Origin of the sequence: Pararhizobium sp. IMCC21322, assembly GCF_030758295.1 — a bacterium.
Classification (GTDB): Bacteria; Pseudomonadota; Alphaproteobacteria; order Rhizobiales.
Genome location: NZ_CP132335.1, coordinates 4,392,303 through 4,404,778, shown reverse-complemented (window position 1 = coordinate 4,404,778; position 12,476 = coordinate 4,392,303). Strand labels below are relative to the sequence as shown.

The 12,476-nt window shown below is 52.2% G+C and carries 10 protein-coding genes; 4 read left to right on the top strand and 6 right to left on the bottom strand.

Annotated features, from left to right (window positions below; genetic code table 11):
* Window positions 1-261: 261 nt before the first annotated feature.
* From RAL91_RS20900 to RAL91_RS20880, 5 genes are all read right to left on the bottom strand, one after another.
* Window positions 262-1,263: an ABC transporter permease gene (locus RAL91_RS20900; RefSeq protein WP_306258181.1), complete on the bottom strand. Its 1,002-nt coding sequence runs from the start codon at window positions 1,261-1,263 to the stop codon at window positions 262-264.
* A gap of 12 nt (window positions 1,264-1,275) precedes the next feature.
* Window positions 1,276-2,781, bottom strand: coding sequence for a sugar ABC transporter ATP-binding protein (locus tag RAL91_RS20895; protein ID WP_306258180.1), 1,506 nt, complete (start codon window positions 2,779-2,781; stop codon window positions 1,276-1,278).
* Window positions 2,782-2,867: 86 nt separating this feature from the next.
* Window positions 2,868-3,815: a sugar-binding protein gene (locus tag RAL91_RS20890; RefSeq protein WP_306258179.1), complete on the bottom strand. Its 948-nt coding sequence runs from the start codon at window positions 3,813-3,815 to the stop codon at window positions 2,868-2,870.
* 153 nt (window positions 3,816-3,968) lie between these two features.
* On the bottom strand, window positions 3,969-4,961 hold the full coding sequence (locus tag RAL91_RS20885) for a substrate-binding domain-containing protein (RefSeq protein WP_306258178.1): 993 nt from the start codon (window positions 4,959-4,961) through the stop codon (window positions 3,969-3,971).
* A gap of 41 nt (window positions 4,962-5,002) precedes the next feature.
* On the bottom strand, window positions 5,003-5,983 hold the full coding sequence (locus tag RAL91_RS20880; protein WP_306258177.1) for an NAD(P)-dependent oxidoreductase: 981 nt from the start codon (window positions 5,981-5,983) through the stop codon (window positions 5,003-5,005).
* A gap of 172 nt (window positions 5,984-6,155) precedes the next feature.
* Here RAL91_RS20880 and RAL91_RS20875 point away from each other — a divergent pair, with 172 nt between their 5' ends.
* Genes RAL91_RS20875 through RAL91_RS20865 form a run of 3 tightly spaced genes read left to right on the top strand, consistent with a single transcriptional unit; the run spans window position 6,156 to window position 8,939 of the window.
* On the top strand, window positions 6,156-6,896 hold the full coding sequence (locus RAL91_RS20875) for an ATP-binding cassette domain-containing protein (RefSeq protein ID WP_306258176.1): 741 nt from the start codon (window positions 6,156-6,158) through the stop codon (window positions 6,894-6,896).
* Window positions 6,897-6,909: 13 nt separating this feature from the next.
* A complete protein-coding gene (locus RAL91_RS20870; protein WP_306258175.1) occupies window positions 6,910-7,899 on the top strand; it encodes an ABC transporter permease in 990 nt (329 codons plus the stop codon).
* A gap of 41 nt (window positions 7,900-7,940) precedes the next feature.
* The gene (locus RAL91_RS20865; RefSeq protein ID WP_306258174.1) at window positions 7,941-8,939 is read left to right on the top strand and encodes a LacI family DNA-binding transcriptional regulator; all 999 of its coding nucleotides are present in this window, start codon (window positions 7,941-7,943) and stop codon (window positions 8,937-8,939) included.
* 314 nt (window positions 8,940-9,253) lie between these two features.
* Here the strand turns inward: RAL91_RS20865 and RAL91_RS20860 are convergent, their stop codons facing one another.
* Complete coding sequence (locus tag RAL91_RS20860) at window positions 9,254-10,660, bottom strand: DUF3179 domain-containing (seleno)protein (protein WP_306258173.1); 1,407 nt, start codon at window positions 10,658-10,660, stop codon at window positions 9,254-9,256.
* A gap of 568 nt (window positions 10,661-11,228) precedes the next feature.
* Here RAL91_RS20860 and RAL91_RS20855 point away from each other — a divergent pair.
* Window positions 11,229-12,458 (top strand): OmpA family protein, encoded by a 1,230-nt coding sequence (locus RAL91_RS20855; RefSeq protein ID WP_306258172.1) that lies wholly within the window; start codon window positions 11,229-11,231, stop codon window positions 12,456-12,458.
* Window positions 12,459-12,476 lie beyond the last annotated feature (18 nt).

The following is a 12,476-nucleotide window of genomic DNA, read 5'->3' as shown; positions in this document are numbered from 1 at the left end:
GGAACGAATGTTTCTGAATGACGTCTGTGTTACACTGCGAAAGGGCTGTCCGTAGGGCAGGTGAGGACGGGAAGCGGACGCTTGCTCAACTTGGTTTCAGGATCGTGTGATCTCGTCAGAGCAGACATCGACACGCCAACAACCGTAAATGACAAACTGCTGGTTTGAGCCCATGAAATAAGCCACTCGCGCGGCCTGACGTTGGCGTATTGTTCAATCTGTCGTGTCGCGCCCAGAGCGGATGTTGTGCGCTGCTTCCATTCAGTTCGTTTGGCGTTTTGCACTGTCCTCCAGCGCTGCCATCGCAATTGACTGGCGGCGAGCATCGCGGTAGCGGGAAAATTGAGTATCGGCAATAACACCAGCGAGAATGACGCTTCCCATCACAGCGAAATTCAGTGAAGAGGGAATGCCAAGAAGATTTACGAGATTTTGTAGTTCCTGCAACAGGATCACGCCCAACACCACGCCGATGATCGAGCCTTCGCCTCCGCGCAGTGAAAAGCCACCAAGGACCGCCGCTGCGATGCCGTAAAGTTCGTAAAAATTGCCATGGGAGGACGGCTGAACCGAGCGGGTATACATAGCAAAGAAAACTGCGGCGATGCCTGTCAGGAAAGTACAAAGCACATAGGCCAGAATAATGACCCGTTCCGTTTTTATACCCGAATAGCGGGCCGCTTGTTCATTCTTGCCGACCGCGAAAAGATGGCGACCGAATACCGTTCGGTGTAGCAGAAACCATGCCATAATCGCCACCACCCCAAATGCAATTGCGGAATGCGGCACTCCGGCGCTTCGTCCTGCCACCAGGAATTCCAGCATTGGAAAATCCGATCCAAAGCTAAACCCGGCCGTGCCATCTTTGGTGTAAAACCGAGCAATACCGCGATAGATCAACAATCCGCATAACGTGACGACGAAAGGCTGGAGTTTCAGCCTGGTTATCAGCCAGCCGTGCAAAAACCCAATACAAATCGACAGCAAAATGACGACTACCAGTGCCAGCGGCCAGGCAACATTCCCGCTTGCGGTGAGGTCTATAAAAATGACACCCATCAATGCAATCACCGACCCCACAGATAGATCAATGCCAGCCGTTACGATGACAAAAGCACCCGCAATCGAGAATAACCCGAAAAGGCCAATGAGATTGGCCGTATTGGCAAGATTTATCGGCGACAGAAAGCGTGGATTGACGAGAGCGACGAGCACACCAACGGTGATCACAAGAACGCCTAATCCAATATCTTTTTTCTGCATGCTGTTTTCTTTCTATTCAACTGCGAGGCGAAGAATATTTTCCTCTGTCAATTCATCGCGGGCGAGGACACCAGAGATATGGCCACGGCACATAACGGTGACCTTATCAGCGATGCCGATCACCTCTTCCATGTCTGATGAAATGATCAGCAAAGCTACGCCTTGGGCTGCAAGGCTCTGCATCAGGCGATAGACTTCAGCCTTGGCACCGATATCAATTCCACGAGTGGGTTCATCAAGGATGATCACTTTGGGTTTCATGGCCAGCCATTTTGCAAGAACCACCTTCTGCTGGTTCCCGCCCGAAAGCTCTGCAACAGCATTGCTGAGACTGGCCATTTTGATCTGAAGTTTCTGTTTTGAAGCATTTGCCAACGCCGTTTCCAAGGTCGAATTGACAAATCCATATTTTGAAAGCGCTCCGTGGCTGGGCATTGCAATATTTTCAAGGATCGTGAAATCAAGGAAGAGGCCTTCAGCCTTGCGGTCTTCTGGTACCAGGCAAATACCGGCTGCAATCGCTTCAGGAACGGAATGCCTCGAAAGAGGTTTCCCTTCTACTTCAATGCAGCCGCCCTCAATCGGGTCAATACAGAATAACGCTCGTGCAAGTTCACTGCGTCCGGCACCGACCAGTCCGGTCATGCAATGTATTTCACCAGCGCGCAGACAAAGGTCAATTGAATGGTGCGGATTGACTTTCGTGCGTAGAGCAGTCGCTTTCAGCACAGGCTTTCCGGGAACGTGATCGGTTTTCTCGTAAAACTGGGTCACGTCACGACCAATCATCATGTGAACCATCTGGTCTTTGTTGATATCATCGCGTTTCAATTCTCCGGCATTACAGCCATCGCGAAGCGCCACAACACGGCTTGCCACCTTCTCGATCTCCGCCAGCCGGTGGGTGATGAAAAGCACTGCCACACCTTCAGCGCTCAACTGCCGAATGACAGCGAGCAGCCGATTGGTCTCTGATATCGTAAGGCTCGAGGTTGGTTCATCCAGGATCAACAATCGCAGGTCGATTGACAGCGCGCGTGCGATTTCAAGCAATTGCTGGTCGGCCAGAGACAGTTCGGAAACAGCGTCACGGGGACCAAAACGCGTCCCAAGCATTTTGAGAATTGGAGCAACCTTTTTCTCCATGGACGGACGATCTACAAAACCGAAAAATCCGTGCCGTATTTCGCGTCCCAGAAGCACATTGGCCGTAACGTCAAGATTGGAAAACGGGTTCAGTTCCTGATGTACAAATGCGATGCCGCACTTATTGACACCAGCAGGCGTCAAAGAACCGGCCTCCTTTGCATCGATAAAGATCTTGCCCTCATCTGGAGCGATGGCGCCACTGAGTACCTTCATCAACGTCGACTTTCCTGCGCCGTTTTCACCGATCAGACCAACGACTTCTCCGCCACTTATGTTCAGCGAAACATTATCCAACGCAATCGCACCGGGATAGACTTTAGTGATTCCAACGAGTTCCAGCGATATGGGCTTGTTTCTGTATTCAGACATCAAAGACACCGCTCGTCAGAGAAAATGTCCGGGCTGCACAAACCAGCAGAGTTCGTGCAGCCCGGGTTTGTATTATGCTAATATTGCTATCCGCCTACGCGCGCTTTCAGCTCTGCTTCAAATGCATCAACATTGGATTTGGTGATAATCTTGGTTGGAACAATTATAAGTCCATCTGCCGGGACTTCCGACTTGTCACCTTCCAGATAGGCTGCCATGAGCTTCATGCCCTGGTAGCCCCATTGATAAGGGTCTTGTACCACGGTTCCCGCGAAACTGCCTTCACGCACGGCACCAAGTGTGATCGGATCCTCATCAAAAGCGATCACAGTCACCTGTCCCAGCTTGCCAGCAGCTTGCAGAGCTTCATATATTTTTGGTGGATTGTAGGAATAGAATCCGACCATGCAATCAATGTCCGGATTGGCAGCCAACACATCATCAACATTGGAACGTGCACGCGCGAAATCCACATCATCTCCGCGTACGTCGACAAGCTCTATCCCTGAGCCCTCAACTGCACTGCGAAAGCCAGCAATACGTTCAACTGCGTTGTCGGCGCCCAGAAACCCGACAAAGCCCATGCATTTGCCACCCTGTGGCATTGCTTCAACTGCAATCTCACCTGCCTGAACGCCGGCATCTGAGTTGGATGAACCAAGATACGCAATACGCTCGCTATCGGGTGCATCACTGTCGGTCGTGAAGAGCGGCACCTGGGCCGCAATTCGGTTGAAGGCATCAATAGAATTTTTCGGATCGGCCGATGAAATCATGATCGCATCAGCCCCGGCAACAACAAGATCGTCCATGAGAGCATTCTGGAGTGCAGCAGTGCCCTGAGCGGGGTAGCGGAACTGCAGATCATAGCCCGGCAACTCTGCCTGGGCCGCTTTAACGCCAGCCTCAGCAAGTTTCCAGAAATCAGATGCGGCGTTGACGACAAACGCCATTGCAGGTTTTTCCTGTGCAAAAGAATGGCTTGCAACAAGCGCTACGCTTGCGGCCATAACAATCGATTTGAGATATTTCATATTTTTCCTCCTTGCAGCCCTTTCCCTCAAAGGCTGCGCTGCACTCAAATGTGCAGGATTTATCCAATTAATTAATATCATTATTAATAATTGGCGTTGAAAGCAGGGCTGAGGGGCGGCATTTATGCCAACCCCTCTCCCTTGGGGGACTGGTTATTTAGCGGCACAAAATCCGGCATCTTCTGCAGTGCAGATATCAAGACCGGTATACAAAGGGTCATCTACTTTTTCGCCATTGATGAGTTGGATCATCACATCTGGCGCCCGATAACCCATTTCAAATGGGCGCTGTCCAACCTGTGAATGGCTGCGACCTTCCCGGAAGGCCTTGGTTTGAGGTGGCAAAGTGTCACCAGCAATGATGATCAGTTCTTTGCTGTTGAGCTTGTCCATCACCTGATCAGTCACTTGCGCATAGGCCTGTGGCGCAAATTGTGCCCATCCACCGATCAGGATGAATGCATCCAGATCCTGATTTGCTGTGAACACGTCTGACATTTGCTGGTTCGCAATGTCAGCCTGATCATTGGTGTAAAGCGGACAGCCCGCGATCTCGGTCCAGCCATTCTGACCGGTCAGGCGATCAACTTTCATTGAGCCGGCAATAGTATCGCGGAAGCCTTGTGCACGGGCGTTGATGTTGTCCGCAGCGACATTGCCGAGTTGAAGGCAGACTGTACCGCCATTCGACTTGAGTTTGCTTGCCTGCTCGGCCATTTTTACGCCCATCAGGTAGTTGTCGGTTCCAAGGTAGGTTTTTCGCAGATCGCGATCCTGCTCAAGGAAATCCGCATCCAATGTCATCACCGGAATAGTTGGCGCGATGGCGCGAATGCGGTTCGCCATAGCGGGGGCGTTCGATGGTGAGATTGCTATAGCGGCAACGCCCCGAACCAGAAGGTCATCGACGATCTGCACTTCGCCAGCCTCATCGGAAGACGACGCCGGTCCGGTGTAAAGGCATTCATACGCGCTGTCCGCATTCTCGGACATCCACTTTTTACAGCCAAGATTGATTTGTTCGAAAAACGGATTGTCGAGTCCTTTGACGACAATCGCCAGAGTTTTTTTATCCTGGGCGACAGCCGATCCGGCCACCAATGATGATAGGCATAATGCCGTTATGGCCACTTTCTTTATATTCATGTTTTTTCCTCCTCCATTTACACCGTCTGCGGCCTCCTGCCTCATCCGGGATACCAAACCACGCGCGGATCATTCTCCTCGCGCTTATATTTCCAGGCACGGTCAATCAGCTGTTCAAGACTTATTTCGGGTCTCCAGCCAAGCATCATCCGCGCCTTGGAATTATCGAGCCAATTGCTGTGAAATGGGGTGTCGATCACCACGGGCTCAAGCCCTTTTTTTGCGTGGAGAAGCTCACCAATCGCGCCGTAATCAACGGGTTCATTCATTGCTATGTTGAATAATTGTCTATCCGCCTGCGGATTGTCGATTGTCGCCAGAATAGCGGAGACCAAATCGTCGACATGCAGGAAACTTCGTTTCAGGTGTTGACCGCCTGCGTCTCTCAGGACCGGAACAAACTGACCATTGCTGTAGCGCTGGAGCAATTGCGCGTCGACCATATCCGTCCAGGGAGGTCCTCCGAACTGCCCCTCACCAAACTCAAGCGCGTAACGGAAGTCATCTTTGTCCATTATCCATGGCGCGCGAAGCGTGGACCAATTCACGCCATATTGATTGCCGAATTGCTCCAGCATAGCCTCTTCCAGAACCTTGGTCAGCGCGTAGCAACCAGAATAGGCCCTGGGCGCAGATGCCTCGGTAATCGGGGCGGCGTATTCGTGGAATATATGGCCGACGACACAGTCGCCACTGAGCAGGACAAACTGCTTTGCCTGATCCGATTTACGGTATTCCTCCAGCAACACGAATAGCCCCTTCAGAGCCACGTCAAAGATCAAATCCGGCGATTCCTTGACGGATGCCATGTGGACAACATGAGTCACATCACAAAGTGCATCTGCGACAACTGCCTCATCAGACATCGATCCGGAAATTACGGAAACGCGCTCTGATGATTCAATGACCCGATTGTTGCACAGCACAACAACATCCCATTCTGAGAAGCGGCGTGCAGACAGGAATGCGGGAAGGAATACCTGCCCGACTTTTCCCGTAACACCTGTCACCAACAGCTTCATGCGTTTCTCCATCAGATTGCGTAATTATCAGAGGATGTTTATTTACTAATAATATTAAATAGGTAATATTAGTCAAGAACGAATTCATCCGCCCACCGAAATGAGGGATGAATCGGCTTGGTAGGGAGCTGTTACTGCAATCCATCAACGGACAAGCAAAGCGAGGGGAAACATGACGCGACTGGTTTTGTCGGCAATATCAAAGAATTTCGGAGCGATTCAGGCGCTATCGGATGTGTCGCTCACAATCGAGCCGGGAGAGGTCCTGGGATTGATGGGAGACAATGGCGCGGGCAAATCCACACTCGTCAAAATTATTGCCGGAAATTTTCGTCCCTCAGCGGGAGAAATTGGAATTGACGGGAAGCCGATGATCTTCCACCAGCCCATCGATGCCCAGCGCGAAGGCATAGAGATGGTTTATCAGGACCTGGCGCTTTGCGACAATTTGTCTGCCGCGTCGAATGTATTCCTTGGCAGGGAGCCAAGGCGTGGCTTTGGTCCGATAAAGTATATCAACTTTTCCCGCATGAACTCGGTTTCGGCTGAACTGTTCAAGCTACTCAAATCAGAAACCCGCCCGCGCGATCTTGTAAGGCGGATGTCCGGCGGTCAGCGCCAGGCGGTCGCAATTGCCCGTACGCTCCTTTCGGAGCCCAAGATCGTTATGATGGATGAGCCCACAGCTGCCATTTCGGTCCGCCAAGTCGCAGAAGTGCTGGATCTGATCCGCCGCCTGAGAGATCGCGGCATCAGCGTTATTCTCATCAGCCACAGAATGCCTGACGTCTTTACCGTATCCGATAGGATTGCCGTGCTGCGCCGCGGTCGAATTGTTGCGCATAAGGCAATGACGGAATCGTCTCCTGAGGAAGTTACCGGTCTCATCACGGGCGCTATCGACGTCGCGTAAAAAGGAAATAACAATGATATCATCAGACGAATTCATTGATGGACCGCAGTACAAAAGCTGGTTTGCCCAGTTGAGGGGACATCAAGTCTTCTGGGTTTTCTCCGCTGCCATCCTCGCATGTCTGGCTCTTACCTTGTTGACAGATACCTTCGCGAGCGAACGGAATCTATTCAATGTGGCACGCAATTTCACATTCGTCGCCATTATCGCCATTGGTATGACGGCTGTAATCGCATCTGGTGGCATTGACCTGTCAGTCGGTTCGTCGGTCGTGCTAAGCGCCATGGTCATCAGTGTCGCAATGTCCAGTGGGCTGCCCTTCTGGCTATCCGCTATTCTTGCACTTGGCGCAGCACTTATGGTTGGGTTCTTCAATGGAATTCTCATTGCCTATGCCGGCATGCCGGCATTTGTCGTCACGCTCGGGACGCTGTCCGGCGCGCGCTCTCTTGCCATGGTTCTCTCGGATAACAAGATGATCTGGGAGTTTGGGCCAGACCACGATATTCTGCTCTGGGTAGGCGGCGGTTCGACATTTGGCCTGCCTCACCCGCTATTTGCTCTTGTTGGCTTGGCAACAGTAATGTCTCTCGTGTTCCGATGGACCCGGTGGGGTCAATATCTTTTCGCCATAGGAGGTAATGAGAACGCGGCAACGCTGACAGGCATTCCAGTGAAACCGTTAAAGGTAAGCATCTACATGCTGTCGGCTTTCACAGCTGGCCTGACTGGCATCTTGATGGCCGGCTGGCTTGGAAGTGTTACAACAAACCTTGGACAGGCCATGGAACTCACAGTCATTGCCGCTGCCGTCATTGGCGGTGCCAATCTTGCTGGTGGAGAGGGGAATGTTTTGGGTGCTGTTGTTGGAGCATTGTTAATAGAAGTGATTCGTAATTCATTGATCTTGTTGGGCATCTCGACTTTCTGGCAGGGAACGTTCATAGGTACCTTTATTATAGTTGCTGTGGCATTTGACCGGTTCCGAAACGTCGGAAGATAGCCGGAGTTTGGGCTGTCATGGCTCTCAAGAAGGAAGACAGCTTGAAACCTACTATGATGGACGTGGCGGCGGATGCCGGCGTGTCACAGGCAACAGTTTCTCTGATTCTCAACGGAAGTTCAGGTGCGCGGTTCAGTGAGGCGACGCGCAAGAAGGTGATGGATGCAGTCAAGGAACTTGGCTACCAGCTACCTGGTCGATCACCAGCCAGCGACACGGCGGGCAAGAAGGTCATAGCGTTTGTAACTGATGAGTTGACGACAGACCCGTGGATGGCGCTGGCCTTTGAAGGTGCGCGCGAAAAAGCGCTGGAACTGGGGGTCATCGTTACCCTTGGCATATTCCGCTCTGCAGAAGACCCCAACGAGAATGTGTTTTCGCTGTATCAGCAACAGCCATTGCTGGGGTATATTTTCGGCACAATCCTGACCCGTAAGATCGAGTCGCCAGCCGCGCTTTTTTCTGTGCCCTCTGTGCTTGTCAATTGTTATGATCATGAAAGACGCCTCCCTTCGATTGTGCCGGGTGATGTTGTCGGCGGTCGTACTGCTACAGAACGGCTGATCAGTGCGGGACGTCGCAGAATTGGATTGATCAATGGTCAGGATGGCCTGGATAATCCACGCGACAGATTGCGCGGATACAAGCAGGCCTTGGCGAGCAATGACTTTGCGTTTGATTCTGAATTGGTGCGCTACGGAAACTGGGAGCCATCGTCCGGCTATTCAGAAACGCACGCATTGATGGATCTGGCAGATCCACCCGATGCCATTTTCTGCGCTAACGATCTGATGGCGTTGGGCTGCGTGGAGGCTCTCAAAGAGCGAAACCTGTCCATTCCCGGAGATGTATCGGTCATCGGGTTTGACAATCGCGACATAGCACAGTTCATCCGCCCCCCTCTGACAACCCTGCATCTGCCGCTCTTTCAGATGGGCGGGATGGCCGTGGAAATCATCCATGATATCGCGGGTGGATTGAAAAGCAGCCACGACCAATTGAAGGTCGAGTGCCAGATCATAGAGCGCGAGTCGGTATAGGGCAGAGTAACCTCTGACAAATGCGGGTGGCGCTCATTTTCGGGTGCCAGGTAGCAGTTTCATCGGGCTGCCATTTCTTGGAAAGCGGTGGATACACGTCGTTACAAAAGCACTTGAATTGAAAGCCCGATTGGTCTGCTTGTTGGAAATCAAATTGTAATGTTATCGAAACACCGAACGACCGCTATCGGCAGAAATTGCTGCGCCCGCACCGCGATCCAAAAGTGTCATACTGCCACATGAAGCCTTTGCGTTGCGCAGACATGCGATTGATGCAGAACCGATCTGGTTGATAAAGCGCCCCAAAGGTCGCCTTAACCGGGCCAGAGTGCGGTTTGAGGATGGAATTGGGACCAGGCAAACCAGAATGCCTGATGGCTCCCCAGATCAGATCCATCCACATCTACAGCTTGAATTCCGCCGGCATTCAATTCCAGGCGAATATTCTCAAAGACGATCTCATTGCCATCTTTCAGCGCCAAAACCGCCATGCTCCGCTGAAACGCCACCGGCTTGCCGGACGCTGTGACAACACCAATGACGTCCTCATGAACGGGCAAACGGGGATCGACATCACCAACTGGAAAAATAGGACCATCGGCATCCCGGCCGTTGCGGAAATCCGGGTCACGGCCAAGCGCCAGGGATTCAACCAGGACCGTTGTCTCGGGGTGAGCCTGCTTCCAGGTACCCCAATCAGTTGTCACGACACTGGCTTGCTTCAGTTTCAGCTTCTTTTCCGCAAGAGGTCCTGTCACCGCATTGCCCAGAAATGTATCAAACACCGAATATGTATTGATGTCGTACATCACTTTATTTGAGCGAATGAGAAGTCCCGACGTGCGCAGGACCGGCCGCTCGATGCCGTCAGGCAGTTGATCGGTGTAATAGGCTTGCGCTGAGCCGCATAACGTACAGTACGGTATTCCAAGATGCCGTCCGCCCAGCGTATCGTTGACCATCTCGCGAACTTCCATAATGCGTCGCGGATAAGCCCGATACGCGCCTTCCACCCCAATGCCAAAGACAATATCATCGTCTTTGAGCCAGGTGGCATCTTCTGCACTGCTCACTTCGGGATTGTCTGCGGCGGGGATGCAGTTGCACGGCTCATCTGTGGTGTCATATGCGCGATCGTCGATCAGCACTCCACCCCAGGAAACCAGCCTCCAGTCGATATCCCCTTCAACAAAAATTCTATCCCAGCCAGGCACAATGCCGGTGAAAATGGCACGCTTCACCTTCAAATATTCAGGGGGAGCCGGGACTCTCCACGCAATGAGATGATCGGTAACAGCACCCCACGGATTTTGACTTTGAAAATTCTTACCCAGCAATTCAGACGCAACTCCTGCAAGAAGCTGGTTCATCTGGGGGCCATTGGAGAAACGCATCAAATCGCTGATGAGCCAGGCAATGCGCGGATCCTTTGAAGCGGCGATTTCGACCAGAGCCAATGTCTGCTCGTTCCCCCAACCTCCTTGACTGACAAGATCGACAAAAGCGACCTGCACAGCTGACTGCAGATCCTGGGACAGCGGGCCTTGCGGTATGGCCGGAGGTTTTCCGAATTTCTCAATCACATAGTCTGGCAGGGGCGCTGCATTTTGCGCCCGCAGGGTATGGGGCCAAAACAGGGAGAGCATTACCAACGACGTAATGAGGAAGATGCGGGATTGAAGGCTGGTTACCGATGCCATGAAAGGGCCTTTCGCGTGCATGTTTCATCCTGGTTCACACAAGCCATCAAAGATTATGCCTGTGCAATCCGCAGCGCTATACAGATACCTTGTCACGAACGAGAAACTGCGCGCGCCTCTGGGTATTAGGTATGCCCTCAACTCAGCGGGCCGCAAATCACGATTGCATCAGCATTCCGTGAACCTTGGCCGCCCGCAGCGCGCTTTTTGGCGCTAAACACGGCGGTGCTGAGATGAATGGCTGTTGTCTGAAAGTTCGCTGCAACAGGCGGACTTGCTAATGAATGGTAGGAATGCCCAGACAACGATCAGACAACGATCAGACAGTTCTGGTGTTCCTGAAAGACGATTCAGTACAAACATTGGTAAGTATGAGCCCATACTGCCGCTTTGTCACAGGATGGCGATCAAGAACCCCGTGCTTGATTACTTAGCTTTCGCATTCAAGGTTAAATTTCGTTCTTTAAGTACGGAACCTGTGTTTGCAATTTCCGGGTTTGCAAATAGAGTATGAGTATCGACATACATGCCGCAGTGACAAGCGCGTTTCGGATCGCGCCCGTCGGCGTAACCAGGAAAGGAATTCGTTTTGAAGAATTCTCTGTCCAGACTTTTGATCGCACTTGGCTTCTTTAGCGCTGTTTACCCCGGTCAGCCAACGCTTGCCAGCGAACCACCGACCATTGACCTGATGTCATTCGCGCTGGGCACATTACCTGTTTCAATCTCCAGCGGAGATGCTGATCTCCGCATTGTCATGGAACAGGCTATTGCCGCGATCGACGGCAATGCGCGGGGCTATGTTGCAACGCCCAAACCGGGGCTGACCACAGATATTGTGGAAATTACCTATTCATTGCCGGCGTTAACTCGATTTGAGCGATTTGCCATCCCCAATGTCACGGAAACCCCTAGCCCCTACCAGACATTTTTCAAGAAGATCGCTGTGCTGGGGTCCGCTGTATCAGCCGACGGCCCATTCGTCCTCCTCGGGCAAGGTGAATTGGAGGTTCATGAAGACAGTGGTCAGTTCACGGAGTTAACCCTGTCAGACAATCAGCCGGAGGTGCTTTGGGTTCGGTTGCGTTTGCAGGATGGTATCGACGTTCAAAAGGACAAGAGCTTTTTTGAGTTTTCAGAACTCATAGCAAATGGCACACAGCGAGATCAGGAGTTTTCGGACAGGTATTCCGGTGTTTGGAAGGGACGCGGTGTCAAATTGGAATTGGCACAGAATGGCGCAACCGTGACCGGTTGCTATGATGGAAACTCCACGCTTTCAGGGACAGTTCAAGGCAGTGTTTTGCGCGCACTTGGCGCGGATTCGGCGGGCATACCCTCGCAGTTCATCCTGATTGCCGCTGAAAACGGTTCGATCCAGGGTCTTCGATCAACAAATGGCGCGCCCTTTAGACAGTATGATGGAGACCAATCGGACAAGGCGCCCGCCTGCCTGGAACAGGAGCCGCCAAAACTCGGCTGTGGCTCAATTGTCCATGGGATCGGGTTCGACTTTGACAGTGATGTCATCAGACCAACATCCCGGATTATTATAGCGGACCTTTACGACGGGCTGCTGCAGGATGGCGGTAAGGGTATCCAGATCATCGGACATTCGTCCAGCGAAGGTGAGGAAGATTATAACCGCGACTTATCGCAACGCCGCTCCCAATCAGTTGTGTCGGCTCTGGTGGCACTGGGGATCGATCCCACACAAATCTCAGCAACCGGACACGGTGAAGATGAACCTATTGCAAGCAATGACGATGAAGCAGGCCGATCCCTGAACCGCAGAGTCGAAGTGCAATGTGCCGGCTAAAAGATGTCAATTTTGTTC